At 69.4% G+C, this 25,877-nt stretch carries 26 protein-coding genes and 2 pseudogenes; 11 read left to right on the top strand and 17 right to left on the bottom strand.

Annotated elements, in window-relative coordinates:
- Positions 1–52 precede the first annotated feature (52 nt).
- Positions 53–1,504, top strand: a complete 1,452-nt coding sequence (locus OG386_RS43130; protein WP_328792753.1) for an NF041680 family putative transposase — start codon at positions 53–55, stop codon at positions 1,502–1,504.
- Positions 1,505–1,743: 239 nt separating this feature from the next.
- Here the strand turns inward: OG386_RS43130 and OG386_RS43125 are convergent, their stop codons facing one another.
- The 5 genes from OG386_RS43125 to OG386_RS43105 form a co-directional block, all read right to left on the bottom strand.
- Entirely contained in the window at positions 1,744–2,814 is a 1,071-nt protein-coding gene (locus OG386_RS43125) for an outer membrane protein assembly factor BamB family protein (protein WP_328792752.1), read from the bottom strand.
- Positions 2,815–3,123: 309 nt separating this feature from the next.
- Positions 3,124–3,387, bottom strand: coding sequence for a hypothetical protein (locus tag OG386_RS43120; protein ID WP_328792751.1), 264 nt, complete (start codon positions 3,385–3,387; stop codon positions 3,124–3,126).
- Positions 3,388–3,602: 215 nt separating this feature from the next.
- Positions 3,603–6,104, bottom strand: a complete 2,502-nt coding sequence (locus OG386_RS43115; protein WP_328792750.1) for a WD40 repeat domain-containing protein — start codon at positions 6,102–6,104, stop codon at positions 3,603–3,605.
- Positions 6,105–7,008: 904 nt separating this feature from the next.
- A complete protein-coding gene (locus OG386_RS43110) occupies positions 7,009–7,473 on the bottom strand; it encodes a lamin tail domain-containing protein (RefSeq protein WP_328792695.1) in 465 nt (154 codons plus the stop codon).
- Positions 7,474–8,427: 954 nt separating this feature from the next.
- A complete protein-coding gene (locus OG386_RS43105) occupies positions 8,428–9,312 on the bottom strand; it encodes a DUF2867 domain-containing protein (RefSeq protein WP_328792749.1) in 885 nt (294 codons plus the stop codon).
- Between the two features lie 54 nt (positions 9,313–9,366).
- Between OG386_RS43105 and OG386_RS43100 the strand changes: the two genes are divergently transcribed.
- A complete protein-coding gene (locus OG386_RS43100; RefSeq protein ID WP_328792748.1) occupies positions 9,367–9,954 on the top strand; it encodes a TetR/AcrR family transcriptional regulator in 588 nt (195 codons plus the stop codon).
- 260 nt (positions 9,955–10,214) lie between these two features.
- Here OG386_RS43100 and OG386_RS43095 read toward each other — a convergent pair.
- Both OG386_RS43095 and OG386_RS43090 read right to left on the bottom strand, forming a co-directional pair.
- A pseudogene (locus OG386_RS43095) lies at positions 10,215–10,322 on the bottom strand (IS5/IS1182 family transposase); the annotation flags it as partial.
- 7 nt (positions 10,323–10,329) lie between these two features.
- On the bottom strand, positions 10,330–11,016 hold the full coding sequence (locus OG386_RS43090; RefSeq protein ID WP_328792747.1) for an HAD family hydrolase: 687 nt from the start codon (positions 11,014–11,016) through the stop codon (positions 10,330–10,332).
- 151 nt (positions 11,017–11,167) lie between these two features.
- Between OG386_RS43090 and OG386_RS43085 the strand changes: the two genes are divergently transcribed.
- Positions 11,168–11,982, top strand: a protein-coding gene (locus OG386_RS43085) for an IS5 family transposase (RefSeq protein WP_328793553.1) whose coding sequence is annotated in 2 segments (ribosomal slippage) — positions 11,168–11,510 and positions 11,510–11,982 — 816 coding nt in all. Because the reading frame shifts where the segments join, the coding sequence is not laid out codon by codon here.
- A gap of 45 nt (positions 11,983–12,027) precedes the next feature.
- Here OG386_RS43085 and OG386_RS43080 read toward each other — a convergent pair.
- The gene (locus OG386_RS43080; RefSeq protein WP_328792746.1) at positions 12,028–12,180 is read right to left on the bottom strand and encodes a hypothetical protein; all 153 of its coding nucleotides are present in this window, start codon (positions 12,178–12,180) and stop codon (positions 12,028–12,030) included.
- A 366-nt stretch (positions 12,181–12,546) separates the two neighbouring features.
- Here OG386_RS43080 and OG386_RS43075 point away from each other — a divergent pair, with 366 nt between their 5' ends.
- Positions 12,547–14,094, top strand: a complete 1,548-nt coding sequence (locus OG386_RS43075; protein ID WP_328792745.1) for an alpha/beta hydrolase — start codon at positions 12,547–12,549, stop codon at positions 14,092–14,094.
- A gap of 8 nt (positions 14,095–14,102) precedes the next feature.
- Here the strand turns inward: OG386_RS43075 and OG386_RS43070 are convergent, their stop codons facing one another.
- Positions 14,103–14,660, bottom strand: a complete 558-nt coding sequence (locus tag OG386_RS43070) for a hypothetical protein (RefSeq protein WP_328792744.1) — start codon at positions 14,658–14,660, stop codon at positions 14,103–14,105.
- Positions 14,661–14,754: 94 nt separating this feature from the next.
- Here OG386_RS43070 and OG386_RS43065 point away from each other — a divergent pair, with 94 nt between their 5' ends.
- Positions 14,755–15,267, top strand: a complete 513-nt coding sequence (locus OG386_RS43065; protein WP_328792743.1) for a PadR family transcriptional regulator — start codon at positions 14,755–14,757, stop codon at positions 15,265–15,267.
- A 37-nt stretch (positions 15,268–15,304) separates the two neighbouring features.
- Positions 15,305–16,149, top strand: a protein-coding gene (locus tag OG386_RS43060; protein ID WP_443053280.1) for an IS5 family transposase whose coding sequence is annotated in 2 segments (ribosomal slippage) — positions 15,305–15,647 and positions 15,647–16,149 — 846 coding nt in all. Because the reading frame shifts where the segments join, the coding sequence is not laid out codon by codon here.
- Here OG386_RS43060 and OG386_RS43055 read toward each other — a convergent pair.
- Both OG386_RS43055 and OG386_RS43050 read right to left on the bottom strand, forming a co-directional pair.
- Positions 16,138–16,452 carry a nuclear transport factor 2 family protein gene (locus tag OG386_RS43055; protein ID WP_328793552.1) on the bottom strand — a complete coding sequence of 105 codons (315 nt, stop codon included), beginning with the start codon at positions 16,450–16,452 and terminating at the stop codon, positions 16,138–16,140. The genes OG386_RS43060 and OG386_RS43055 overlap by 12 nt on opposite strands.
- 56 nt (positions 16,453–16,508) lie before the next feature.
- Positions 16,509–17,507: an NADP-dependent oxidoreductase gene (locus OG386_RS43050; RefSeq protein ID WP_328793551.1), complete on the bottom strand. Its 999-nt coding sequence runs from the start codon at positions 17,505–17,507 to the stop codon at positions 16,509–16,511.
- Positions 17,508–17,637: 130 nt separating this feature from the next.
- Between OG386_RS43050 and OG386_RS43045 the strand changes: the two genes are divergently transcribed.
- Complete coding sequence (locus tag OG386_RS43045; RefSeq protein WP_328792742.1) at positions 17,638–18,513, top strand: LysR family transcriptional regulator; 876 nt, start codon at positions 17,638–17,640, stop codon at positions 18,511–18,513.
- Between the two features lie 417 nt (positions 18,514–18,930).
- On the opposite strand, the pseudogene OG386_RS47085 reads toward OG386_RS43045, so the two are convergent.
- Together OG386_RS47085 and OG386_RS43040 are read right to left on the bottom strand one after the other, a co-directional pair.
- Positions 18,931–19,044 (bottom strand): annotated as a pseudogene (locus tag OG386_RS47085) (DUF6368 family protein); the annotation flags it as partial.
- Between the two features lie 14 nt (positions 19,045–19,058).
- Positions 19,059–19,868 (bottom strand): alpha/beta fold hydrolase, encoded by an 810-nt coding sequence (locus tag OG386_RS43040; protein WP_328792741.1) that lies wholly within the window; start codon positions 19,866–19,868, stop codon positions 19,059–19,061.
- Positions 19,869–19,929: 61 nt separating this feature from the next.
- On the opposite strand from OG386_RS43040, the gene OG386_RS43035 reads away from it, so the two are divergent.
- On the top strand, positions 19,930–20,343 hold the full coding sequence (locus OG386_RS43035; RefSeq protein WP_328792740.1) for a MarR family winged helix-turn-helix transcriptional regulator: 414 nt from the start codon (positions 19,930–19,932) through the stop codon (positions 20,341–20,343).
- Between the two features lie 657 nt (positions 20,344–21,000).
- Complete coding sequence (locus OG386_RS43030; RefSeq protein ID WP_328792739.1) at positions 21,001–21,999, top strand: AraC family transcriptional regulator; 999 nt, start codon at positions 21,001–21,003, stop codon at positions 21,997–21,999.
- Here OG386_RS43030 and OG386_RS43025 read toward each other — a convergent pair.
- From OG386_RS43025 to OG386_RS43010, 4 genes are all read right to left on the bottom strand, one after another.
- Positions 21,996–22,949: an IS481 family transposase gene (locus OG386_RS43025; protein ID WP_328786939.1), complete on the bottom strand. Its 954-nt coding sequence runs from the start codon at positions 22,947–22,949 to the stop codon at positions 21,996–21,998. The two genes, OG386_RS43030 and OG386_RS43025, sit on opposite strands and share 4 nt — an antisense overlap.
- Before the next feature lie 125 nt (positions 22,950–23,074).
- On the bottom strand, positions 23,075–23,329 hold the full coding sequence (locus OG386_RS43020; protein WP_328792738.1) for a hypothetical protein: 255 nt from the start codon (positions 23,327–23,329) through the stop codon (positions 23,075–23,077).
- Positions 23,326–23,487 carry a hypothetical protein gene (locus OG386_RS43015; RefSeq protein WP_328792737.1) on the bottom strand — a complete coding sequence of 54 codons (162 nt, stop codon included), beginning with the start codon at positions 23,485–23,487 and terminating at the stop codon, positions 23,326–23,328. Before OG386_RS43015 ends, OG386_RS43020 begins: the two co-directional genes overlap by 4 nt.
- Before the next feature lie 230 nt (positions 23,488–23,717).
- The gene (locus tag OG386_RS43010) at positions 23,718–24,677 is read right to left on the bottom strand and encodes a hypothetical protein (protein WP_328792736.1); all 960 of its coding nucleotides are present in this window, start codon (positions 24,675–24,677) and stop codon (positions 23,718–23,720) included.
- Positions 24,678–25,007: 330 nt separating this feature from the next.
- On the opposite strand from OG386_RS43010, the gene OG386_RS43005 reads away from it, so the two are divergent.
- Together OG386_RS43005 and OG386_RS43000 are read left to right on the top strand one after the other, a co-directional pair.
- Positions 25,008–25,334 (top strand): hypothetical protein, encoded by a 327-nt coding sequence (locus OG386_RS43005; RefSeq protein ID WP_328793592.1) that lies wholly within the window; start codon positions 25,008–25,010, stop codon positions 25,332–25,334.
- A complete protein-coding gene (locus OG386_RS43000) occupies positions 25,274–25,855 on the top strand; it encodes a recombinase family protein (protein ID WP_328793550.1) in 582 nt (193 codons plus the stop codon). The genes OG386_RS43005 and OG386_RS43000 overlap by 61 nt, the downstream gene beginning before the upstream one ends.
- Positions 25,856–25,877 lie beyond the last annotated feature (22 nt).

The raw sequence follows: 25,877 nt of genomic DNA, 5'->3' as shown, positions 1-25,877 counted from the left end.
ATCCTGTGCTCCGACCGAAGAGACACCTGGCCAGCACGAAGGCCGTGGGGGAATGAGTTTGCTGCATCACGATGTCCAGCGGGATGCGTTCGCTGTGTCGTCACACTTCCGGGACGATTTCTATGCGTGTCTGACCTCCCGACGTGACGAGCTGTTCGAGCTGACCGACGCTCTGCTCTGCGCCGAAGGGCCGGTGACCGCGCCGGTGGACCTGACGCTGCTGGCCGAGCACCGCCGTGGGCACGGCGCGCTGTATGACGCTCTCAACCATGGCCGCATCGACATCGACGGGCTGCGGCGGACACTGGCTGCGCTGCCCCAGCCGAGGGCGGCCGATGACCGTCTCGTCCTGGCCGTGGACGTGACCAACTGGCTGCGGCCGGATGCCGAGTGCAGCGCGGACAGGCTGTTCTGCCATACCTTCGGCCGTGGCCGGGACCAGCATCTGATGATCCCGGGCTGGCCGTACTCGTTCGTTGCCGCTCTCGAATCGGGCCGCACCTCCTGGTGCCAGCTGCTGGACGCCGTGCGGCTCGGTCCCGAGGACGATGTCGCCGAGGTCACCGCCCGCCAGGTCCGCCGGTTAGTCGAGGACCTGATCACCGGCGGACGCTGGCGCGAGGGCGATCCCGACATCCTCATCGTCTTCGACGCCGGCTACGACGCCCCGCGCATGGCCTACCTTCTCAACGGACTGTCCGTCGAGGTCCTGGGGCGCATGCGATCGGACCGTGTCATGCGACGGCCGACACCCACACAACTGGAGTACGCCTTGGCCTATCCCCAGGGCGGCCGGCCACCGAAGCACGGCAAGGAATTCCGTTTCGCCAAGCCTGCCACCTGGGGCGACCCCGACGCGGCGACCATTCAGGTCACCGACCGCTACGGCACCGCCCGGGCGATGGCTTGGGACCGCATCCACCCCCGCCTCACCACCCGCTCCGCGTGGATCGACCACGACAGTGAACTCCCCATCATCGAGGGGACGCTGATCCGTCTGGACGCCGACCACCTGCCCGGCGGCGGAGAACCGCTGCCGCTGTGGCTGTGGTCCTCCGCCACCGGCATGGCCGGCCCCGATGTCGATCTGCGCTGGCAGGCGTTCCTCCGGCGCTTCGACCTGGAGCACACGTTCCGGATGATCAAGCAGACCCTCGGCTGGACCCGGCCGAAGCTCCGCACACCGGAAGCTGCGGACCGGTGGACGTGGCTGATCATCGTCGCGCACACCCAGCTCCGTCTCGCCCGGCCGCTCGCCGAGGACGTCCGCCGGCCTTGGGAACGGCCGGCAGAACCGAACAGGCTGACCCCGGCCCGGGTCCGCCGCGGGTTCAGGAACCTCCGCCCGCACCTGCCCTGCCCGGCCCGTGCGCCCAAACCCACCCGGCCCGGTCCCGGCCGCCCACTCGGCTCGAAGAACCAGAGGCCCGCCACCCGCTACGACGTGGGAAAAACCGTCCGGCGCCCCGAGAGCATCATCGAACGCGACCGGATCAGACCATAAAGCACAAGCTCACGGCCCGGGGCGGATCAGTCCTGGGGCCCAGGACCGTTGGAGGGGACAGCTGGTTTCCGGCCAGGCCGCGGCCAGGCGGGGTGATGGCGCTCATCCCAGTGGAGCAGGAAGCCAGTGCCAACGGCCAGAAAACGGCGGATCGCCTTCCCCGATCGACGGTCCGAGCAGTCCGCCACCCCAGGCCGATTTCTGCATCCTCCACGACCGGGGCCCTCCTGATGTCACAGTCATCCGTTGGCCGGGTAGGCCGTCAAGGCGTCGCCGCCATCGGAGAGGGCCAGTCCGATGTACTCGTTGACCAGGTAGGGGGCGACGCCGGGCCGTGTCGGTAGGTCGGCGCCGGTACGTGCGTCCAAGGTGAGGGGGCCGTCACTGGTCTTGCCGTAGATCCGCCCGTGCCACACCGTGGTCACCTGGGGTGCGATGCGGCCGGCGTTCTTGTCCGGCAGTTGCCAACGGGTGGCACCAGTGGTGTCGTCGACGGCCCAGGCATAGGACTCGGGGCTACGCCCGGCACACACGAGGGTGCTCGCGCCGTCGTGAGCACAGTCACTGCCGGGAAGGTCGTCCGGCAGATCCCGCTTCACCTTGCCGGTGGCGGGGTCGAGGAGCTGGCGGTACTGGATCCGGAAGTCGGACTTGTTCTTCGCCGTGGCCAGAACGAGGTGGGGCCCCGCCGGCGTCACCTGGAGGTTGATGCGGTCCTCCGCCCGCCACTTCTCGGCACCGGTGGCCAGGTCGTATCCGGCCACGGCCGAGTAGTCGCTGTCGGCCTTGTCCCGCGTCTCGCCCGTCACGATGCCGTCCGTGACCGACGCCGCCTGGAACAGGTCTTTGGTCCACAGCACACGATGGCTGTCGAGATCGACGGCATAGGTGGTGGCTCCGGATGAGACCGTCGACCGGGTGGGAAACAGCGTGAAGACAGCGACCTTGCCCGACACCCCGACGACCGAAGAAGCGATCGGAGCCTGGCTACGCTTCGTCCACTCCGGAAGCTCCAGCGGCATCCGCCACGGGGTGGCGCCCGCGGCTGTGGGGATCGCCGTGAACTCCAGGAAGGCACGCGGGGCCTGCGTTCCGACGCCCGGCTGGTGAACGAAGAAGGTGGTGAGGACCAGCGGTGACTCAGCTCCGGTGACAAAGGGGGCCGGGAGGTCGTTCTCAAGGTTCGGGGTCAACTTCACGAGCGGCTCGGCCTCAGAAGTGACCGCGGTGGTGACCGCGCCGCTAGCCGTGTCGACCGCCAGGACACGATCAGGCAGAGCCACATATGCCGTCTGCTTGTAGAGAGCCACCGGCGTCCCTCCCCCCGGCCATGTCAGCCGGCCCGACCTCGCCTCCTGCGGCATGAGAACACCGGCGCCGCCATCGAAACGTGCCGGCGGATCGTGCACGGCCCGCGGTGGCTTGCCAGATGTGCCGGTGGACGCCGGTGGAGCAGCGCCCACGGCGTTCGGAGCCGGTTCCTTCGTACAGCCGGCGGCTGCCATCGCCAAGACCGCGACGAACACATAACACCGCTGTGCAGTACTGAACTTCACAAGTCGCCCCACCTTCTCCGGAGTCAAACGATCACTCTAAAGCAGGGCCTGGACATGGGGCGGTCACCTGAACATGACTGGCGGGGCAACTGCACGGTTCCTCACGCCGCCCTGGGCAGGCCACTCCTGGACCAGCGCCCCGCGGCGGGTCTGCACCAGCGCCGTGCCGCCCGGCACGGTCGCGGTGAACAGCAGCGCCCGGTGCCCGTCCAGCTTCTGCTCGTACGCCACCCCCGCCCGCAAAGCGGCCGGGCCTGGCACGGCTTCCGCGGCCTGCGCCAGCATCAGCTCCACTGGCGGCCCGAGCGTCACAGGGGCCTCCCTCACGGCTTGCCCGCCCCTCTTTCAGGGTCCGCCAGACCAGCCGGAGGCGGCTCTGCAGGACGACCGTCGCATCATCCATCCGAGGGCGCCGGACCCGTCAGAGGCGCCCTGCGGGGCTTCCGCGGCACGGTGGCGGCAGGCGTCGCCGGTCCCTGCCCCTGCTCCATACCGCGCTGCTCGCGGCACCGGGATGCGTCACCGTCCACCCCGTTCCTGCCTCAGCGATTGCGGTCAAGTACGACCACGTCGTCGCCCATGCCGATGACGAGGCCTTGGCCGACGGCAGCCACGCACTGGGCCCGCGTCGGCAGCGCGACCTTCTCCCGGAGTCGGGCCGGCGCGAGATCCCAGACGTGGACCGTACCGCTGCCGTCCAAGGTGATGGCGTCCGTACGGTCGTCCCGCGTGGTGCAGGCCACCGCGAGAACTCCTGACGGGTGTCCCGCAAGGGTGGAACTCAGGGTGCCGTCCGTCAGATCCCACACTTGTACTGCGGTGTCGTTCCCTCCCACGGTCAACGCGTGGGGACGGCCCTCCAGGACGGTGCCGGCGAGTGCCCGTATCCAGTGGTGCCCTGTGTGGACGGTGGCGGTGACACGTCGGCCCTTCTCCGTGAGCTTCCACAGCCGCAGTGCGGCGTCATCACTGCCCGTGAGGAGGTGGGGGCGGCCGTCGATGGTGACGGGCTCCATGGCCCGCACCGCCGACCGGGTGCGGTCGCTGTGGAGCGGGTGCTCCACGTCCTCGTCCAGATCCCACACGTGTACGGTGCGGTCCTGGTCGGAGGTGACCACGTAGGGACGGCCGTTGACATCCGCCCACGCCACGGTCTCCACCCGGCGGTCGGGTCCGGGAAGGTCCCGAAGCCCGGTCCCTGCGGCGAGGTCCCAGACCCGGGCGACGCCGCAGCAGCCTCCGACGGCAGCGTAGGGGCTGTCGTGGACCGTTGTGCACGCCAGCGCCTCCACACGGTGTCCGTGGGGCAGGGTGCCTCGTTCCGTCCCATCGGCCAGGTCCCAGACCCGTATTGTGGTGTCGCCTCCGGTGACGACGTGCGGACGGCCGTCGATCTCCACGGCGTCCACGGCCTGCACGGTCCCGGTGTGGCCCTTGCGTCCCGCGGGCAGGGCGGCGTCACCCAGGTCCCATACGCGCGGGGCCGCGGAATGGCCGCCGCTCACAGCGTACGGGCGCCCGTCGATCTCCGTGCTGGCCAGCGTGTCCACATAGCCGTGGTGTCCGGTCAGGACGGCGCGCTCCGTGTCCTCGGTCAGATCCCACACGTGCACCGTGCAGTCACCACCGGCGGTCAACACGTGCGGGCGTCCGCCGAGGTCGAAGCAGCTCACGGCAGCTATCCACGAGGTGTGCCCGTCCAGCACGGCGCGCTGCGAGCCGTCGGTCAGGCACCAGACCCGTGCCGCCTGCTCCCCGCCGCTCCCGGTGATGGCGTGGGGGATGCCGTCGATCACCGTGCAAGCCACCGAGTAGACGGCCGACGTGTGACCGGTGAGCACGGCCCGCTCGACGCCGTCCTCCAGGTCCCACAGCCTCACCGTGTTGTCATAGCCCCCGGTCACGGCCACGGGGCGGCCGGCGACCTCGCTGAACGCCACCGCTCGTACTTCCTCGGTGTGGCCGGGCATCCGCGCACGTTCCGACCCATCGACCAGGTCCCACAGCCGGACCAGGCAGTCCTCTCCCGCAGTGACGGCGTGCGGCCGGCCGTCGATCACCGTGCAGCCCACCGCGTGTATCCAACCCTTGTGACCTCCGAGGGCGAACCGCTCGGCCCCGGTATCCAGATCCCACACCCGTAGGCCGCCGGAGCAGGTTCCTGTGACGACATGGGGACGCCCGTCGATCTCGACGCAGTCCAGTGCGTAGACCCCGTCGTCCTCGGTGATGACAAGGCGTTCGGTTCCGTCGACCAGGTCCCACACGCGGACGTTCGCGTCGTAGCAGCCGGTCACCGCGTGGGGACGCCCGTCGATGACGGTGCACGCGGCGGCGTCCACGCCCGGTCCCGTCTTGGTGAAGCGCAGCGCTGGATGAACCATCGTGCCGGTCGCCCAGCGCGGCCGCCACGGGCGGCCGCGAGACAGCTCCCGGGCGAGGCCGGTCTCACCGTGGCGCGCGGCGTCGATGGCGAGGATGTCCCGTCTTTCGGGCAGGGTCGCGGTGGCATGGACCTGGACGGATGCCCGGTAGATACTCCGCCGCACCGTCTCCTGGGACGAGCCTGGGATGTTGAGCGCGCGGAGCAGCCCCCGCGGGGCCGCGTGCACCATGTACTCGGCGTCCTCGAGCATCTCGTCCAGGGCACCGGCCGCGGCGGCGTGGGCGGCGAGATGGTCGACGATGTACGGTGCGGCAGCCAGCCAGTCGCGGTGCCCGCCGTCCCGGTCAAGGGGCACCTCGGCCAGCAGCGCGCTCGTGACCGCCCGTTGTGTCTGCTGCTCGTCCGACCGAGCTCCCCGGGCACGCAACCGGTAGGCCACACCCTCCGGTGTCTGGGTCTCGACCAGGAGTTCGCCCGCCCGGTCCCGGAACACGCTCACGTCCTGAGCCGTCCACGGGTGACCCGACAGGGCACGTGCCAGGACCACCCACAGGGCAAGTGGCAGACCCCCGCCTTCGGCGAACGCCAACGGCCGCAACAGCGCGGCTTCGTCGTCGGAATCCAGCGTCGGCCCGACGGCCTTGTTACCGTTCGCCATCGCCACACGCTCCTCGCAGCCCGTTCACGGCCCCGTCCCTCCGCATTGCGGGTGGACGGGTCACCAACCTGGCCACGGATGCTACAGACAGCCACTGACATTGGCCGGTGGGTGTGCACGGGTTCAGAAGGCTTACCGGAACTCCCCTTCGTCATCCGATGGCCGACCGCCGCGAGGGGGACGCTCACAGCAGGGAGGTGCTTGCTGTGACGTCTTCTGAACCGGATTGGCGGCGACGCCATGCCCTCGTCCTGCACTTCGACGAGCTGTGCCGGCTGCCCGCCGCTTCCGCAGGCCGGATGGCGCGCCGCTGGAGTACCCGGCCGAGGTGCGCTAGGCGCACTTGAACTGGGGCCAAGGGTGGGGGTCACCTGCGAGCAGGGCCCGCATCGCCTCGCCGCCGGCGTCGAGGGCGGCCCGATGGGCGGACAACTACCGCCAAGCCCTCGTGCGGCAGGTCGCTGTGCAGTACCGACGCGACCTCCTCGATTCCGGAGGGAACCTGCTGCCGCACTGAGAGCACCGCCGAACGATCTTCCTGGTCACGCCACCAGCGTCCTCCCGGTCGTGCCGGTCACCAAGGAACCCCGCCGGGCGCGTTCCGTCGGCGTACACGTGAACGTCCCCATCCGCCCAGCTGGTGCCTGGTCAGCCTTCGAGCGGTCCGAACAGGCCGGGACAGCCACCAGGGAGGAGGGCTGGCACCCCATCGCCGTCACCGCCTTCGGGCAAGACGACACCGCGGGTAGCCCCCTTCGGACCGCCTGCCGGACGCAGCAGTGCGGGCCGTCGCCTGGTCGAGGCGACGGCCCGTGTGCGCGTGCCGGTCAGTGGCTGGTTGCCATGCGGTCCGGCTGCGGGTGGGTCATGTCACGCAGGCTCTGCGGCCTGCGTGTGGTGGGGGTTAGCGGCGGCCCCAGGTTTCGGTGTCGACGGTGCGGCCGCGGTCGTCGCGCAGGGTGGCGGTGTCGGCGCGGTTGCCCCAGATGTACTCGCGGCGGTCCTGAAAGAGGTCGGTGCGGGTGTCGCGGCCGTTGCCGGTGTGGATGCGGATGGTAGCGCGGCTACCGATGCGGACGTTGTCGAAGCGGTAGCGGTTGCCGTCGCTGTCACGCAGGGTCCAGCCGCGGAGGTTGATGGCGTCGCGGGTGGTGTTGGTGATCTCCACCCACTCCGCGTTCAGGGAGCGGTTCGAGTGGTCGTCACGTCCGGGGCTGTCGGCCTGGACCCGGCTGATCTCCACCCGCGGCCGCTGGTGGTGACGGTCACCATCCGCGGCGGCCGCCGGCAGCGCGACGGCAGAGACGACGGCACCGGCAGCCACGACGGTAGCGGCGATACGACGAACGGAGGAAGAAGCAGAAGACATGGGTGACGCTCCCTCAAGAACAGTGCCCACCAGCCGAAACAGCGAGGAGAGGCAGTTGCGGGGGTGGCTCGGGGTGAGCCGTTGGCCACACTCTCGACCCGACACGGACCCCACCGCAGCCCCCACCGACGCCGGTTACCAGACACGGACATATCCGTCACACTCGCCTGCACACTGCACGCATTCCCCCCGAACGTGCCCCTGACATTCACTGACCGCTACACCCACCCGCCCCGGGAACCGCACCTACGGCGCGGCGTGCTCCGGCGCACCACCGGGCGCACTCCTCGCCCGCCTCACCCGCCCGGGCTAGTTGATCGAGTAACAACCGTTCTCCGGAATTCTTCGCACCCAAGTCCGCTATTCGCGCACATGTCTATTCTTACGGCGGGCCGACGACATACGAGGAGAGGGGGCTTCGGCCACCAGCAGGATGGTGCGGCGCTCCAGGCAGACATCGCCGTCCTCTGCGGAATCCTCAGCGCACTCGCCGTCCTCCTGCTCACCCGTCACATCGGAGCCGCACTCGTCGCGATCGGCTCGGCCGGCGCCACCATCCTCGGACTCACGGGCACGGTGAGGCACATCGAGTGGGAAACCCGGCCTCCTGTGATCGGTCCCCCGGGAAGCCGCCCCGCCGGCGCACGGAACGGCGGCCCGCGAGGAGGACCCGCGGCCGGACCGGACGCCTCGAACGACAAGCGCTCTGCTTCGATGTCCCCGACGACGAGTTCGCCGTCAAGGACCAGGCCGTGCGGCAACTGCGACTCGGCGGATGCCACCAGGTGCCCATGGTCGCGGTCATGGCGAGCAGACACCCCAAGCACCCCCACAACCCGGGACCGGGGCGATCCGCACCCTGCTGTCCCGCAACACCCCGCCCCAACTACCGCTACTGCGCTTGTATTCCAGTCACCGGAGCCGGTCACCTCCGGGCCGCAGGTCGGCCGGTGCTCAGGCGTTCCGCTCGCCCGCCGGTCGCGCTATGAAGGCAAGCCGGCGGTGAGCCCGGCGCAGCATCAGGCGGGCCATATACGGGTGGGCGAGGCCCGCCACCGCAAAGTACAGGCGTCCACGGGTGTTGTGGAGTCGTACGGCCGTTGCCAGGGTCACGGTGTCGTCCTCGATCACGATCGAGGAGCGGAAGTCCAGGTGGGATGCGTCCTTGCCGGTCATGAGCTCGCGGTCGGCGGTGCCGCGTACGGGGAACGGCAGCAAGTGCCTCCAGTCCCGTGGGTCGCGGGACATCCCCGGTGGCACGGGCAGGCGCCAGGCGTCGGCGAAGTCCGGCCGGGGTACGTCCTCGTGCAGCAGCCGGGCGTGTGAAGGCACGGGAACGGCGCGCGGTCGGGCCCAGAACAGCCAGTTGACCAGCAGTGCGCGCGGCCGTCGACGGGTCGGCGCGTGGGGCGGACGGCCGAGGGCGCCCCGTTCGATGTTGTCGAAGACCTCCTCGATCATCGTGTCGTGCACCGGCTGGATCGCCATCTTCCACTGGAGAAACCGCCGTACCGGCATCGTCAGTTCGAGAACGTGGACGACCCGGCACCGGTCAGTGCCGAGCGGTTCGACGTCGAAACGGTGATACCCCTGCCCCATCGCCCCACCGGTGGTGTCGAAGCGTACGGAGCGGCCCGGCACGTACGCGGTGACGCAGTAACGGACCCGGCCGTGGCCGCCATCCGCGCCGACGCCAAGCGGACGGTCGAGGACCATCGCAGGCCAGACCGGGGTGGGGAAGATGGGGTCGTCGGGTGCAGACACCCGGTCGAGGAGCGCCCCGACGCAGTCGGCTGATGCCGGGATGATCCGTTCGTGAACGTTGCGTACCGCGCGCATGCCGGACCTCCATACGGGAGCGTATGTTTCCACCATACGGTAGCGTATGGAGATGTGAGCGAATCATCCGGCCAGCAGGAGCACCGCCTCGCCCGCGAGCGGCTCACCGCCGACGACTGGGCCGACGCCGCCCTTGCCGCGCTGGTCGAACGCGGCCTCGCCGCGGTGGCGGTGGAGCCTCTCGCGGCCGGACTCGGTACCACCAAAGGCAGCTTCTACTGGCACTTCGCCAACCGCGATGCCCTCGTAGCCGCCGCACTCGCGCGCTGGGAGGAGTCGTCCACCGAGCGGATCATCCGAGCGATGGAGGCGGTCGAGCCCGACCCCGCCGCCCGGCTCGACGCGCTCCTGCGCGGGGCAACCGCCGCCGCGGTCGACGACCCGCGGGAGGTGCGGCTGCTGGCTGCCAGCGACCATCCCGAGGTTGCAGCCGCACTCGCCCGCGTCACCGAACGCAGGGTCGGCTACCTCGCCCACCTCTTCGAACTGCTCGGATTCCCTGCCCCCGAGGCACGCCGCCGCGGCTTCTTCGCCTACACGAGCTACCTGGGCCACGCCCAGCTCGCCCATGCGGTACCGGGCGCCGTGCCCACCGACCCCACGTATCTGGCCGAGGTGTCGGCCGCACTGCTTAAGCGCTGATCAACCGCAGCGGTTCTCGCTCGACGCAGGCAAGGACGGCGGTCACCGCTCTGCGGTGCGATGCACCCTTATCCCTGGCCGTCAGCCCTACACGAGTCATTCCGATGTGATCACGTCATAACCCATCAGAGATCGCGGCATGCGGTCTTGCGGTTGTGTCAGATCGGCGCGGCTGACACATGCGCCGCGCGACGCGGATGGCGACATCCTTGAAGACGGCTGGTCACCTGCGCAGCCAACCCTTCTTGGGGGGATCGGCAGGCTCCCGTGCGACGCAGTGCCGTCACCAGCTTCGTGAACCGGCGCGGGCTCAACCCGGTCAACGGGACTATCCAAGACGGCTCCGACGCTGTGATCACACCAGCCACAGCAAGATCATTGCACTCTGGCGGAACCCTCCAGCTGGTGAGGGTGGGGTCGGGAGACGAAGGCGAGGATGTCGCGGACCGCTTCGCGCAAGGTGCCGAAGTGGCGATGCGCGCCGTCCACCCCTGCGGGGGTGTTGACGCCCCACACCGTCATCCCTGCACGCAGCCCGGACTGCACTCCGGAGGGGGCGTCCTCGACGACCAGGCAGTCCTCCGGTTGGGCACCAAGTCGCGCAGCTGCCTGCAGGTACGGCACCGGCGACGGCTTGCCCTCCTCCACCGCGGCGGCGTCCACGAGGACTTCCGGGACCGGCAAGCCCGTTCGGGCGAAACGTCCACGTACCCGGTGCTCATAGTTCGACGTCACCAACGCCCAGGCCCCGGGCCGCAGAGCGTTCAGCAGCTCCGAGGCACCATCGAAAGCCGCATAGGTGCCAGTGCGGACGTCCTCGTCCTCCAGCTCGTGCAGTTCGGCCAGGCACTTCTGAGCGTCCCGGTCCGGAGCGACCTGCGCGAAGGTCTCCATCGGCCTCGTCCGTAGCGCCACCCGGTAGACCTCATCGGGGTCCAGCCCGGACCGCTCTGCCCACGTTTGCCAGACCAGGCGCTGATTGTCCACGGCATCGATCAACGTGCCATCGACATCAAACAGGACATACCTCATCGCACCAGACTGACCGGGTTCACTGATCACGCCTCGATCATGCCATCAGGCCCTGATCAGGAAGTTTGCGGGACAAGCCTAAGCAGCAGCCATCTGCTGCTACAAGCGACTCGTCCGCCTCACCATGTAGGACACGGTCTTAGAGCGTGTCCTACATGGCTTGTTGGGCGTTGTGGTGGGCATGGGGAGTGGGCGGTGGGGATGGATCGTTCCGGATGGATTGTGGGAGATAGTGCGGCCGTTGTTGCCGCCGACGCGGGTTCGGCCGCAGGGCGGTGGGATGGCGAACATCGATGATGAGGCGGTCTTTGCCGCGATCATCTACGTGCTGGTCAGCGGATGCGCCTGGCGGGCACTGCCGCCCTGCTTCGGGGCGTCGAAGTCGACTGTGCACCGCCGGTTTGTCATCTGGTCCAGAGCCGGGGTCTGGGGGCGGCTTCACCAGAAGGTCCTCCAGCTCCTGGACGAGCAAGGGCTGGTCGACCTCGCCCGTGTGGTCCTCGACTCCGCCCACGTCCGCGCTAAAAAGGGGGCGAATTCACAGGTCCGAGTCCCGTGGACCGGGGCAAGCCAGGTTCCAAGATGCACGTCCTGTCGGATGCGGGCGGACTGCCCCTACGCGTCGGCCTCTCCGCTGCGAACACCCACGACAGCCTCGGACTGAAGCCGATGCTGTCCCATTTCCACATGGGACACGAATCCCACGCAGCCGATTCCAAGCCGACACGACTCCACGCAGACAAGGCCTACGACATCCCCCACCTGCGGCAATGGCTCTGGGGCAAGCACATCGGGGTCCGCATCGCCCGCAAGGGCATCGAATCCAGCGAACGATTGGGCCGCCGCCGCTGGGTGATCGAGCGGACGATGTCCTGGCTCACCGGCTACCGCCGGCTCAACCACCGCTACGAACGCCATCCCCGCAACTACCTGGCCTTCCTCGGCCTGGCAGCAGCCATCTGCTGCTACAAACGCTTCCTCAACCTCACCATGTAGGACACGGTCTAACTGGGAATTCATCGGCCAGGCGTGGTCCACCCTTCAGGTCAGGCTCAGCGTGGTGAGCCTCGCCGTGGGCCGGTCGCCCCGCTGCGCCTGCTTGATGCGTTCCAGCAGTGGCTGGGCGGCGTTGCCCACGGCGTTCTCGTATGTCCGCTGGCGCCGGGTCACACCCTGGTGGTCCCAACGCTCCATTACGCACCCGCGCGGAGACCATCGCGGCCACCACCGGGCCGGCCACCGACACGACGGTCTCCCCGGAGCTGCCCGCCCCCACGACGGCGCCGATCACGGCGTCCGCCACTGAGCCGGGGAGCGGCGGCCATGTCCTCTGAGAACCGGCTCCTGATCGACGGCAAGCTCCAGGACCCCGCGTCGGGGGCAGCCCGGGAGTTCCGACTTTCGAGGCCGCGTCCGGCCTCGACGGGGTCGGGGCGGCCGAGCTGGGCCGGGGTGGTGCTGGCACCACCCCGAATACGGGCAGTGGGGGGATCGTCCGGTGGGCCGGGTTCTCCGAGGATCGGGGTGTACCAAATCACTCCGACCGGGGGAACCAGTCACATGCACCTCTTCAAGAAGCCCGCGCGGTGGGCCACGGCCGCAGCGTGCGGGCTGCTCGCTTTCGCCGCCCTGCCCACGTCGCCGGCGAGTGCCGCCGGGGCGAAGGGCGGCGCGCCGGCCGTGCCCGCGCGGTACGCGCAGCAGCGCCTCGTCTGGCAGCCGTGCCAGTCCGGTGCGCTGGAGTGCGCCTCCATGACGGTGCCGCGCGACTGGTACCACCCGGGCACGGGGGCGGACCTGACCGTCGCGGTGTCCCGGCACCGGGCCGCGGACCCCGCCGCGCGGCGGGGCGTGCTGATGATGGCGGCCGGCGGGCCGGGCGCCTCGGGGCTGGGCCGGCCGGCGGGGCTGGCGGCGTACTCGCCCAAGGTGGCGGCCGCGTACGACGTCGTCGGCTTCGACCAGCGCGGGGTCGGGGCGAGCACGCAGGTGGTCTGCTCCGACCAGGACACGGTGGACGCCCTGTTCACCAGCGGCGACCTGCGCGACCGCTCTCGCCGGGCAGTGGACGCCACCGTGGACCGGGCGCGGAACTTCGTACGGGACTGCGAGCGGCGGTCGGGCGATCTGCTCCCGTTCATCACCACCGACCAGGCCGTGCACGACATGGACCTGTTCCGGGCGCTGCTCGGCGAGTCGAAGGTGTCCTACTACGGACCCTCGTACGCCACCTTCCTCGGCGCCTACTACGCAACCGAGTTCCCGCGCCGGGTCGACCGGGTGGTGCTCGACAGCAACATCGGCTTCACGGGCAGTTGGCAGGAGTTCCTGACGGGCCAGCCGATGAGCTTCCAGCGCCGGTTCGAACAGGACTTCCTACCCTGGCTCGCCGCGAACGATGCGACGTACCACTGGGGCAGGACCGCCGAGGAGGCCGAGGCCTCGTACGAGCGGCTGCGGCGCGCGCTGGGCGAGCACCCGCTGGACTTGGAGGGGACGACGGTCACCCCCAACCACCTCGACGCCACCGCCACCTCCACCATCTACAGCGGCGACCGCTTCCCCGACCTGGCGATGCTGCTCGGTGTCCTGGAGCACCCGGAGGCGGTTCCGTCGGCCGCCCGCAAGGCCTTGGCCGAGAAGCTGAAGCATCCACTGGGGGCGCAGTTCGCGGCGGACTTCTTCTCCGTCATCTGCCAGGACACCCCGTGGAACCACGACAGCGCCTACTGGGTCCGCCGGAGCGCGGCCGACGGCGTCGCGTACCCGATGGCCGGGGCCCGTGAGCTGACCTTCGCCTCGGTCTGCGCCGCCTGGCCGCGCTCCCAGGCGCCCCGGGTGCAGGTCACCGGGCGGGGGCTGCCGCCGATCATGATGCTCAACTCGCTCCACGACCCGGCCACTTACTACGAGGGCGCGCTGCGGGCCCACCAGGGGACGGCCGGATCCCGGCTGATCACCGTCGGTGGCGGCGACCACGGCGTCTACCAGTCGTACAACCCCTGCGTGGACGCGTACGTCGAGGGCTTCCTCGTCGACGGCCGGATGCCGACCGAGGACGCCTCGTGCGAGGGCAAGCCGCTGCCCGACCCGACCGCAGGCCGGTAGCCCCAGCCCTAGCCGTTGGCCTTCGCCCTGGCCTGAACTGTGGCGACGTAGCGCACGGTGAACAGCATGGGAACGACGAACCCGGCGGCCTGGACGAGCGTCGCCGTCGTGGAGTGGTCCTGGCCGGAGTGGGCGAGGGCCGCGAGGGCGCCCGCCGTGACGGCGAAGGCGGCCGTCCACACAGCGGTGATGACCGCGTTGACCCGGACGAAGGGCTTGAGGCTCCAGACCTCGGGTGGGGTGGTGCGCTTGGCTATCCCCAGCGTGAACGGCTTGCCCGCGAGCAGCGAGGCCCCAGCGATGAGGGCCAGGGTGGCCGAGGAGAGCGCCGCCGAGTAGGCGTGTACGGCCGAATGGGGGTCTGCGAAGGAGACGGCCGCCAGGACCGCGAAGAAGACGGCCGAGCCGGCTTCCATGATCAGAGCGTCGAAGCCGACTCCTGTACGCCGCTGTTGGGCGATCACCCCCACCGCCACCAGCAGACCAGCGAGCGCCCCCCACTGCCACTGGGCGGACGGGACCACGGCGAAGACGATCCATGGAAGGAAGGTGCGTAAGTACGACATCCAAGACCCCCGAGTTGCTGACATTCCTATTCTGACATATAGAAACTAGAACTTCCATTCTCGACATGTCAACAGTGGAAGGTAAAGTGATGACATGAGCCTTCGACACGCCCTCCTCGGACTCCTGTCAGAGCGCCCCGCCAGCGGCTACGACCTGCTGAAGCGCTTCGAGACCTCTTTGGCCAACGTCTGGCCCGCCACGCAGAGCCAGATGTACACGGAGCTGTCCAAGCTCGCCGACAGCGGGCTGATCAGCGTCTCGGCCCAGGGCCCGCGCGGCCGCAAGGAGTACACCCTCACCGACGAGGGTCTCGCGGAGCTGCGCCACTGGCTGACGGAGATCAAGCCCCAACGCAACACCCGGAGCGACATCTTGCTGCGTGTGTTCTTCCTCAACGTGATCACGCCGGACCAGGCGCGGAGCTACCTCACCGAACTCATGGAGCTGTCGGAGCAGGAGCACGAGGCCTTGCGCCAACTAGCCGACTCCATCGACTGGGGCGACGACCCGCTCTCGGTGAACGGCAAGATCGCCCTGGAGTACGGCCTCCGCTTCAACGCGATGCGCCGCGAGTGGGCCGCATGGGCGACGGACCAGATCCGCTAGGCCGTTTCTTACCGATCATCTGATCGTTGGTTGATGTGTGTCGTTGGCTGACGTGCAGTGGGCGCGGATCGAGCCGTTGCTGCCGGACCGGACACCTTGGCGGGGTGGGCGGTGGCGTGATCACAGGCAGGTGATCGACGCGATCGCGTTCAAGTACCGCACGGGCAGTCCGTGGATGGACCTGCCCGAGCAGTTCGGGTCGCGGAAGGGCGCCCACAGCAGGCTGCGGATGTGGGCGATCGACGGCACGTGGGAACGGGTCTTCGGCGCCCTGCTGGCCCAGGCGGACGCCGAAGAAGACCTGGACTGGGTCGTCGCCGTCGACTCCACGATCGTCCGCGCCCACCAGCACGCAGCCGGGGCCCGTCAAAAGGGGCTCCCGCCCACGAGCCGGCCGACCATGCCCTCGGGCGATCCCGCGGCGGGCTGACCACGAAGATCCACCTCGCCGCCGACAGCCGCTGCCGGCCCCTCGCATTCGTCCTCACCCCAGGCCAGGCCGGGGACGCACCGGCGTTCACCCAGGTCATGGCCGCAATCCGGGTCACGAGCCCGAAAGGCAGGCCGCGAACCCGCCCCGTCGTCGTGCTGGCCGACAAGGCCTACTCGTCCCGCGCAATCCGCGAGCATCTGTGTCGACGCAGGATCGAGGCCGTGATCCCGCAGCCGGCCGACCAGATCGCCAACCGCAAACACCTCGGCAGCAAAGGCGGTCGGCCACCGGCCTTCGACAAAACCGCCTACAAGCAGCGGAACACCGTCGAACGCTGCATCAACACACTCAAGCAGTGGGGCGGCCTGGCCACCCGCTGCGACAAGACCGCCACCATTTACCTCGCCGGACTCCACCTCGCCGCCGTCTTCATCTGGTCAGCGCGGTGATCCGCAGGAAACGACCCAGCCCTGCCCTAAAAGGTGTTGTCCAGCGTCAGGGTGAGCTCGGCGATCCACCACCCACCGTCGAACCCACACCAGATGAGCCCGCACCTCAGCGGTGGCGGCGTCCATCGTCGTGACCACGACATCACCCAGGTGGTGCCGCACCCTTCCGGTCTGGGCCGTGTGCCCGTCACAGATAAGATCGAGCACCGCCCCGCGCCCGGCGACAGGGCCGAGCACTCCCCGTCCGGGCATCGTGAAGGTCCAGGTGGTGTCTTGGGTCAGGACCGCTGCCAGCTCGGGCACATTCAGCTCGTCCAGGGCGTGGGCGTAGTGCGCCACCGCCTGCTTGAGCTAGGCGATCACGAGACCACTGTCAGCACGATCTTGCCTTGGATGTGGCCCTGCGCGGCTCGCGTGTGTGCGCTGCCCGCCTCGGGCAGCGGGTAGGTGCTGTCCACCCCGACCTGGAGCTTGCCCTCATCGAACAGACGCCCGATCTCGGCGAGCTGGGGGCCGTTGGAACGCACCTGAATGTTCGAGACCGTGATGCCCAGACTCGCCGTCTCTTCCGGGTCGTACTGGGCGAAGAACACCGGAAGCATGGTGCCGCCGCGCTTGAGCACGGTCAGGAAGCGTGAACTGTCCGGGCCACCGACGGTGTCGATCACCAGGTCGACGCCGCTGGCCACGTCCGCGGCCTGCGTCCTGGTGTAGTCGATGAACTCATCGACGCCGAGCTTGCGCAGGAACTGCTCGTGCCGGCCCGAGGCCACCGCGATTACGTGTGCCCCCTTCCATTTCGCCAACTGCACCGCGAAGTGGCCCACTCCACCGGCTGCTCCGTTGACCAGCACGGTCATCCCTGGCGTGATCGGCACCGGCTGGTGCACCTGGCCGGTGAAAGGGGACGGCACCTCGTGGCCGAGATCAACCAGGTACTGCCAGGCCGTAAGCACGGCCATCGGCGCCCCGGCCGCCTGCACGTGGTCGATAGCAGCCGGCTTGTGAGCCAGGTCCGAAGCCGGCGCGGCCACGTACTCGGCGTATGTCCGGCCGTCGAATCCGGGGAACCGCAGCATGCCGAAGACCTCGTCACCGACGGCGAACCCCAGCACGTCCGGAGCGACCGCCTGGACCACGCCCGACATGTCCGTTCCGGGGATCAGGGGGAACTCCAGTGCCGGCCTCACCTCGGCCGGCATGACCTTCATCCCCTCACGCAGGTACCAGTCCGGCGGGTTGACACCCGCCGCGTGGACCCGGACGAGCACCTCCCCCGGGCTGATGTCGGGAACGGTCACCTCGTCATACTGCAAAACTTCCGGCCCGCCCGCTTCGTGGAACTGGATCGCCTTCATCGCGCCTGTCGCTTTCTTGGGGAAACGTTGCTCCTGTTGCTCCTCAGTCAAGGCCCAGGACGGCATGGCCGTCCAAGACCAGTTCGGCAACCTGCTCATTCCGAAACGGCATGATGCGTACGCTGCAAGGGTGAACGATCTCGGACAGGACCTGGAACTGCGGCTGGTGCGCTACTTCACCGTGGTGGCGGCGCACCAGCACTTCGGCCGGGCCGCCGCTGACTTGCACGTGGCCCAGCCGGCGCTGAGCCGACAGATCCAACGGCTCGAGAAGTATCTCGGCGCACGACTGCTGGACCGTGTGCCCCAGGGCACCCGGCTCACTCCGGCCGGCCAGAGGTTCCTCCCCCGGGCCCAAGCCTTGCTGCAGGCCGCCCGCCAGGCCGAGCTGGCCGTGCGTGAACAAGCCGAGACCGAACGAATCGCCATCGGCTACGTTGAAGACCTGGTGATCACTGCCGCCGTACGGGAACTGCGCCGCCGTTACCCGGACGCCGAGATCGCCACCCGGTACCTGAGTTGCAGCGACGTCGGGGCGCTGTCCGACAAGCGCGTCGACGCCCTGATCGCGCGGGCCCCGCTGCCGCTCGCCGCCAACGATGTGTTCACCACTCCGCTGTACGAGGAGCCCCGAATGCTGGTGGTCCCGCGCGGCCATCCTCTGGCCGACCGCGCGTCGGTGACCGCGGAAGAACTGGCCGGCGAGGAGGCGGCGCCGTGCGCGTTCGAGACCGCGGACTGGACTTCCTACCGGATCCTCGGGGCGGGCGTGCCGCCGATCGAGAGCTACGAGGACAAGCTCGAACTCGTCGCGAGTGGCAGGGCGATCGCCGTGCTACCGGTCGGCGATCAGCGTAGCTCGCTGCGTCCCGACCTCGTCACCGTCCCGGTCGAGGGCGCTCCCCCGAGCCAGGTCGTCCTGGTCAGCCGCAAGGGCGATCCGAATCCGATGATCAGGAATCTCCGACTGGCGGCCAAGGCCGTCCTGACCGCCCCGGCAGCCTGACCAGGACCCGCTTGGCACTGAACTGCCCCAAGCGGTGCTCACGCGCGCCGGGTTCGTCGTGCATCTGCCGGTATCGCTCGGGGTCCGGTTGTGCCGGCTCAGCGTCCGACCCTATGGAACGGCGATCAAGCGCGCCACCTCGACCAGGAACCGTTGCCGTATCGCGTGAGCGTGCAGGAACGCTTCAGATCCGACCAGGTCAACACGCGCGTAATGTTCAGGGTCGTCGTTGAGATGCGCTCCGGAGCGCTGCCTGTCGCGAGCGACAGCCCGCCAACACCCGGATCAACTTCCTAGCGTTGTTCTTCGCTGGAAGCTCCCAGCTGCCCTAGGGCTGCCTAGCCCTGCCGTGCGGCCCGTCGCACTGCCAAGAACAGGTTCTGCAGGTGTGCGCGTCGGTCGCGGTAGGCGAGGTGCTTACTTGACGAGGCGGAAGTCTGGGTGCTGCAGCCAGGCCCCGAGGAACTGCAGATCGCCCACATGCCGGATCCAGCGGTCGCTGCCGCCCGTGTCGTAGGAGACTTCCCTGACTGTTCCGCTGGAGCCTACGGGGCCTGCCGCGCCGCGGCAGGGGTCGTGATCGCGTCACACAGGTAGCCGTCGATCGCGGCGAAGGTAGCCCCCGGCTGCTCCAGTTGCGGCAGGTGCCCGGCCTCGGGGATGACCTGGAGCCTGCCGTCAGCGAAGGCTTCGGCGTATGCGGCGCCGTACGCGGGAGTGACGATGCGGTCGCTCTCACCCCACAGCAGCAGAGCGGGAACATCTACGCGCCCCAGCCGGCGGAGCAGCTTCGGGTCGTACATGGAGGGCTCCCCCACCAGGACGCGCAGCGTGGCCATGTTGTCCCGCTGTACGGCCAGTTGATCGGCGGTGAGCTCAGCCGGATCACGGTGGAAGCGCGCCGAGTCGTGCCAGGCGTACTCGGCCACACCCCGGGGATCGAGCGCGAAGAAGTCCCTGATGGGCTCGGCCTCGACGTGGACCCCGACAGGATCGATCAGGACGAGCCCGGTGACGGCTCCGCCGGTATCCCGTACGGCCATCTCCGCGGCGATCCAGCCGCCGATCGACGAGCCGACGAGGAGGACGTCGCGCAGCCCGCGGTCGTGGAGGAGGTGGAGGTAGACGAGGGCGAGGTCATCGATGCCGGTGAGCCAGTCCGGGCGGTGGGTCCCGTCCCATCCCGGGTGAACCGGCGTGACGGCGTGCACGGTCCCGGCGAGGTGGGACGCGAGCCCGGCGACGGTGGCCGGGCCTCCGCCGCCGTGCAGGACCAGGCACGGCCTGCCGGAACCGGCTTCGGTCAGTGTGAGGGACAGGTCCTGATACAGGGCGACGCTCTTGTTCGTAGGCATGCCCCGACCGTAACTAAACATGTTGATATAAACAAGCTTAGTCGTGCTCTAGGCTGGACGCATGCCCAATGAACTGCAGCTCCTCGGAAGAGCGGTGAAGCAGGCCCAGTACAGGCAGCACCGCGCACTGGACAGCCGCCTGGCCGCCGTCGGCACGACACTGGCCCAGTGGGACGCCCTCCGTGCGATCAGTCGCGCGCCCGGCGCCGCGGCCCGCACCCTGGCCCCGGCGACGTTCCAGAGCGAGCAGGCCTTCGGAACCCTCGCAGGCCGGCTGGCGGCCCTCGGCCTGATCGAACGCAGGCCCGGCACCGGCCGGCGCATCGAGCACTACCTCACCCCCTCCGGCGAAGAGGTCTTGAGCGCGGGGCACCGGATCGCCGACGAGGTCCTCGCCTCCTGCTACGCGAACCTGTCCGCAGCCGACCGCTCCGCCCTGTTGGACCTGCTCGAGCGCGTCGACGATTCCCGCTGAAGCCCGGCAGGCTCAGAGCGGGCGCAGCGGTGGCTGGCGTCGTGTCCGTATACGCGCTCGGGTCACGGAAGCTGGCCGGGTCGCCGGTGTCCGCCGCGACGGTGTTCGCCGATTGCGGGGTCCTGATCGGGCCGGTCGTAGTTGAGGATCCTGGCGCCGCTGGGCGGTGTCCTGGCGGGCGATGCGGACGAGCACTCGGACCCCTTCGGTCTGCGCGCCCGCGTCGATGGCGGACAGTGCGCCGGCGGCAAGCTCCAGGTCCTCGTGGGCGTGGGTCACGCAGGCAGTGAAGCGCCGGCGCCGACAGCCCGCAGGTCGTTCCGCCGGGTTCACCTGGAGCCGTGGTCGGGGGGCAAGGGGCCGGAGCCGGGCTGGATCTAGACTGCCTGGTTCCGGCACTGAGATCACGCCGCCCGAAACCCCCGTCCTCGGGCGGCGTCAGCTCAGTACCGGGCCCGCGAGAGGCCCCCGGTCGTCGGCGGGAACTCCGGTTTCCCATCCCCTCACTGACCGTCCGGCGCCCACTCTGCCAAGCCCCGGAGCACCGCGCATTGGCCTGGCGTGCACAGTGTCTTGACGGAGAGTCGCCCCGCCGCCCGCGCCCCGGGCCCCGGCTCTTGTTGCGCGGGCCGCCACGGCCGGTGTAAACCCGTGATCATGCTGCCCGAGAGAACGTTCCGCAGCGCGGAACTAGCGCCCGCCGACCGTTTCGAGAGCTGGCGGGCCCTGATGTCGGAGACGCATGCGCCCATGGAGATGCGCAGTGAGCACGCCGCCGACTTCTGGGTGAACCAGCGCGTCATCTCGCTCGGCGGGATCACGGTCTATCCGATGGAATGCCGTCCCCTGACCTTCAAGCGCACACCGAAGCTGATAGCGAGGTCGGACCCCGAGGCGTTCCACCTCTCGCTGATCAAGCGCGGGGCGGGAGCGGTCACCCTGGGCAAGGACACCGTGGTGCACGGTGTGTTCGACATCCACACCAGTGACACGTCACGGCCGTTCGAGATCAGTTCCGGCCCGCATTCCGTCGAGATCATCGGGGTCGAGGTACCCAAGGCGCTGCTGCCGCTGCCCCCGCACACCGCCGGCCGGGTCATCGGCAAGCGCATCTCGGCCCGGGAGGGAATGGGTGCCCTGTTGGCCACCTTCCTCGACCAGGTGACCAAGGACAGCCGGTCCTACAGGCCGGCCGAGGGCCCGCGCCTGAGCGGCGTACTAGCCGATCTCGTCGCCTCGCTCTTCGCCGGCGTCCTCGAAGCGGACCGGTCCTTGACCCCGGAGACGCACCGGCGCGCCCTGGCGCTCCGCGTGATGGCCTTCATCCGGGACAACGCCGACGATCCGCTGCTGGACGTCCCCGCGATCGCCGCCGCCCACCACATCTCCGTCAGCTATCTCCACCGGGTGTTCCAGCAGGAGGGGAACGGGACGACAGTCGCGGTCTTCCTTCAGGGCCAGCGGCTCGCGCGGGCACGCCAGGACCTGGCGGACCCGCTGCACCAGGAGGTGCCCGTGCACGTCATCGGCGCCCGGCGGGGCTTCCGGCACGCGTCCGCGTTCAGCCGGGCATTCCGCGAGGCCTACGGCCTGCCGCCCGCGGCCTTCCGCGGGCAGGCCCGGGCGGAAGACCTGGCCGGGGCGGACGCCTCCTAGGTGTATTGACCCGCAGGGTTGTTCACGCGGCTGATGGGTGGCTTGCCGTCGAGTGCGGTGTGGCAGCGGTGATGGTTGTAGGTGTGGAGGAAGTCTGCCAGGGCCGCGGTCCGCTCGTCGTTCGAGGTGTAGGGCCGTAGGTAGGCCCACTCGTCGAGGAGGGTGCGGTTGAAACGTTCGACCTTGCCGTTGGTCTGAGGCCGGTAGGCACGGGTGAGCCTTCCGGCAGCGCCGAGGTCGGCCAGGACGGCCTTCCAGGCCAGGCCTTTGCGGTAGGCCCACGCGTTGTCGGTGAGAACGCGTTCGATGCGGGTGATGCCCTGGGTGTGGAAGAACGCGGCGGCGCGTGTGAGGAAGCCTGCGCACGTCGCGACTTTCTCGTCCGGGTGGATCTCGCTGTAGGCCAGGCGGGAGTGGTCGTCGACCGCGGAGTGGACGTAGTCGAAACCCATTCCCCGCACTGGCCTGCCGACGTTGCGGCCCAGGAAGCGGTGGCCGCCGCCGTCGGGGATCCGGCCGAGTTTCTTGACGTCGACGTGGATGAGTTCGCCGGGTCGCTCGCGTTCGTAGCGGCGGATCGGGGTGCCGGTCGGGCGGTCGATCCAGGCCAGGCGGTGCAGACCATGCCGGGTCAGAATGCGGTGGACGGTCGAGGCGGGCAGTCCCAGGACCGGGCCGATGCGGGCGGGCCCCAGTTTGCGGGTCCGGCGCAGGTCACAGACCCTCGCCTCGATGGCGGCCGAAGTCCGGTGCGGTGTCGTGCGTGGCCGGCTGGAGCGGTCGTGCAGTCCGGCCTCGCCTTCCGTCCGCCACCGGCGCATCCATTTGTGGGCGGTGGCCCGCGATATGCCCATCTCGGCGGCCACGTGGGCGACCGGGCGGCCAGAGACGACTCGTTCGACCAGCAGGCGCCTACCGAAGACGGTCAGCCGAGCATTACGGTGGGACACGAAGACCTCCGTGCGGTGAGTTCCTAGACAGCTCCCACCACACCGGAGGTCTTCGCCATGTTCAAGACCTGCCGAGTGTCAACAACGCTCGTGATCAATACACCTAGGCCGTCTCTTTTGCCGGATCAGCCCGCGCCGTCCGGGGTCGCCGGGGGCATGTCGAGGCGGCGGGCGAGTTCGAGCAGGACGCGGACGGGCAGGTCGGGGAGTTCTTCGAGGTCGATCTGGTGCTCGTGGACGCCGAGGAGGTCGGCGAGCTGCCAGCCGGTCATCCCGGCGGCCAGGAGGCGCCGCTTGATGACGTACGACTTCTGCACGGAGTCGCGGCGCCGCTGCGGGCCCTCGCGGCGAATGGGGCGGCCGGAGTAGGGCGCGGTCACAGGCGGTCCCGCACGTCGTCACTGAGGGGGATGAGGTCCAGGCCCCGGTAGTGCATCCGTCCGGCGGCCGCGGCGTCGTGGGCGGTCTCGTCGCCGTGGCGGTAGTGGGAGCGGTGGAGCCAGGCCGGGTTGAAGTGAATGCGGTGGCAGGTGCGCATGACGGCTTCGCGCAGGCGGAGTTCCGGGCTCTTGTTGCCCGGGGCCTTGTCGTGGATGAAGAGAGGGTCCTTGTCGGTGGCGCCCTGGCTGCGGTGGTAGGCGAGGTGGGCGGCGACGAGCGGTGGGCAGTCACTCCTGGCCTGTCCACGCTGATCACGGCGGGGTCAGGCCAACTGCAGCGGAGCTCCGTCGTGGCGCCAGGTCGCCACCACCCCGTACGGGCCGAGGGTCATGGCGAGGTGAGTACCCACCACTGCCGCAGCGTGCGGAGAGTGCGCAGGAAGATGTGCGGGCCCCGAGAGACGGGACGGGCGTAGCGTCTGACTGGGTCGCCGTTCGGGAAGACGAGGTTCTCGCGGCCGGTGACGACGGCTCCGTCGTCCGTCAGTCGGAGGTGGTGGACGACATCCACCCGGGTAGCGGTGTCGATGCCCCGCTCGCTCCCTCCGAGCAGAAGCAGCCGGTCACTGCGGATCGCGAGGCCGAACGGGTCCGAGACCGGGATGGGGCGGATACGGAGTACCCCGCTGGGTCCTGTTTCGACGAGCGGTGCACCTGGCCAGTACGTGGCGTGGACCGTGGAGTCGGAGAGGTTGATGGCGCTGATCTCCGCCACATGGTGGTAAGGCGCCGGGGGACGCAGGGCCCATACGTGGTTGCCCCTGCCGTCCCAGCGGACTAGCCCTCCTGCGCTGACGCGGTCATCGCTGTAAATCCCTTCGTCGGCGTACCCGGTCCAGAAGCCGGACCGGCGGTCCGCGACCAGGTGCTTGAGGTGCGTGCCCAGTGGGAACCGGCGCCGAGAGCGGCCGTCGGGGCCGAAGATCTGGCCGGATCGTGCGTTCGGCCCTCCTCTGCCGGAGACGACGAAACCGCCACCCGGGAGGGCGTCGAAGGCATGCGGGTCCACAGCCACTCCGTGTAGGGGTTGCTCCCGGACCGCACCCTGGTCGCTGATCACGACAAGGGCGTCGAAGGGCAGATGCGCGGGCGCCGGAACATCCCGGCCGGCCCACCTGGAGGGGAAACGGGCGTCAGGGCAGATCAGCCAGAGAGCACGGCCCCACGGATCGATCGTGGAGGCCAGCACCTTCCGTTCGTCGTACTGCCGAGGCAACAGTGCGTAGGAACGCAGTGCCACCTTCGTCAAAAAGATCACCTCGCGGGCGAAGGAATGCGACGCGTCCATGATCACACGATTGGCAGGATCAGCCACCCAGGGCGACGCGGGCTGGGCAGCAGCACCTCGGCCTCCAAGAGCCGTCACAGAAAGTCCGGTTGTCGCTACCCTGTGGCCAACCTCAGCGCTAACACTGGCTGACTGATCGGCTCAGTGTGCGGGCGCAGATCTGTACGGCCATCGTTTGCCCGTGCGTCCCGGGATCGGTCGATTCCGGGACGGCCTCCGTTCGCGGCACCGGAGTCGGCGGAGGCGTCCCGGAACCCGCGGGCACGTTGGAGAAGCGGGACGGGTATGCGGGACGGTCCGCATCGAGCGGACGGGCGGGAGGGGGAACACGTGGACAGCGGCCTGGACGAGATCGCCCGCGCCGAGCTGATCGAGCGAGAGCCGTTCCCGCGGTGCGGGGCGCCGCCCGGGTCGGTGTGCCGGGCGCACTCCGGCGTCGTCGCCGTCGACTACCGCACCGGCCGCTACGGCAAGACCCCCGCGCTGAAGTCGGGCCCGCGATCCGTATCCCCGCCGCACGCGGGCCCGGCCGCACCTGGCAGCCCGGCCCCGAACCCGACCTCGACCCCGAACTCCTCGCGCGGGCCGGCGACCGCATCGGCTACGCCCGCGTCTCCAGCAAGGGCCAAGACCTCGCCGGACAGGTCCGCCTCCTGAAAAGGGCCCGCTGCATGCGCATCTACGTCGAGAAGGTCGGCACCCGGGAGAAGATCCGCCCCGAGTACAACACCGCCCTCGCCGACCTCCGCCCGGCCGACACCCTCACCGTCACCATGCTCGACCGCCTGGGCCGCAACATGGTCGAGCTCATCACCTCGTCGCAGGACCTCGCCGAACGCGACCACCGCCTGGAGATCCTCAGCGGCCCGCTCGCCGGGATGTACGACCCGCAGGGCGCGGGCAAGATCCTCTTCGTGGTGTTCGCCGCGATGACGGAAGTCGAGCGGGAGTTCATCCACGAACGGACCCTGACCGGCCTGGATACCGTCGCCGAGAAGGGCAACCACGGCGGCCGCCCGCCAGTCGTCGACGGCGACATGCTCGCCGTCGCGCTACGGCGCCGCGACGGCAAGGAATCCGTGACCTCGATCGCCCGGCACCTCAACGTCGGCCGCTCCATCCTCTACCGGACCCTGGACGCGTACGACGCAGCCATCGCCACCCGAGAGAGCCCGTAAACCGAAGCCGACCGAATAACCG

Source organism: Streptomyces sp. NBC_00273, assembly GCF_036178145.1.
Classification (GTDB): Bacteria; Actinomycetota; Actinomycetes; order Streptomycetales; family Streptomycetaceae; genus Streptomyces.
Note: the sequence above shows the minus strand (reverse complement) of the source record. Positions and strands in the feature narration are given on the sequence as shown.

Excerpts from the sequence above, each read along its gene's own strand:
- OG386_RS43130 (WP_328792753.1), top strand. The coding sequence starts at position 53 with ATGAGTTTGCTGCATCACGATGTCCAGCGGGATGCGTTCGCTGTGTCG.
- OG386_RS43115 (WP_328792750.1), bottom strand. The coding sequence starts at position 6,104 with ATGGCGAACGGTAACAAGGCCGTCGGGCCGACGCTGGATTCCGACGAC.
- OG386_RS43110 (WP_328792695.1), bottom strand. The coding sequence starts at position 7,473 with ATGTCTTCTGCTTCTTCCTCCGTTCGTCGTATCGCCGCTACCGTCGTG.
- OG386_RS43105 (WP_328792749.1), bottom strand. The coding sequence starts at position 9,312 with ATGCGCGCGGTACGCAACGTTCACGAACGGATCATCCCGGCATCAGCC.
- OG386_RS43080 (WP_328792746.1), bottom strand. The coding sequence starts at position 12,180 with ATGGAGCGTTGGGACCACCAGGGTGTGACCCGGCGCCAGCGGACATAC.
- OG386_RS43075 (WP_328792745.1), top strand. The coding sequence starts at position 12,547 with ATGCACCTCTTCAAGAAGCCCGCGCGGTGGGCCACGGCCGCAGCGTGC.
- OG386_RS43070 (WP_328792744.1), bottom strand. The coding sequence starts at position 14,660 with ATGTCGTACTTACGCACCTTCCTTCCATGGATCGTCTTCGCCGTGGTC.
- OG386_RS43065 (WP_328792743.1), top strand. The coding sequence starts at position 14,755 with ATGAGCCTTCGACACGCCCTCCTCGGACTCCTGTCAGAGCGCCCCGCC.
- OG386_RS43050 (WP_328793551.1), bottom strand. The coding sequence starts at position 17,507 with ATGAAGGCGATCCAGTTCCACGAAGCGGGCGGGCCGGAAGTTTTGCAG.
- OG386_RS43040 (WP_328792741.1), bottom strand. The coding sequence starts at position 19,868 with ATGCCTACGAACAAGAGCGTCGCCCTGTATCAGGACCTGTCCCTCACA.
- OG386_RS43035 (WP_328792740.1), top strand. The coding sequence starts at position 19,930 with ATGCCCAATGAACTGCAGCTCCTCGGAAGAGCGGTGAAGCAGGCCCAG.
- OG386_RS43030 (WP_328792739.1), top strand. The coding sequence starts at position 21,001 with ATGCTGCCCGAGAGAACGTTCCGCAGCGCGGAACTAGCGCCCGCCGAC.
- OG386_RS43015 (WP_328792737.1), bottom strand. The coding sequence starts at position 23,487 with ATGCGCACCTGCCACCGCATTCACTTCAACCCGGCCTGGCTCCACCGC.
- OG386_RS43010 (WP_328792736.1), bottom strand. The coding sequence starts at position 24,677 with ATGGACGCGTCGCATTCCTTCGCCCGCGAGGTGATCTTTTTGACGAAG.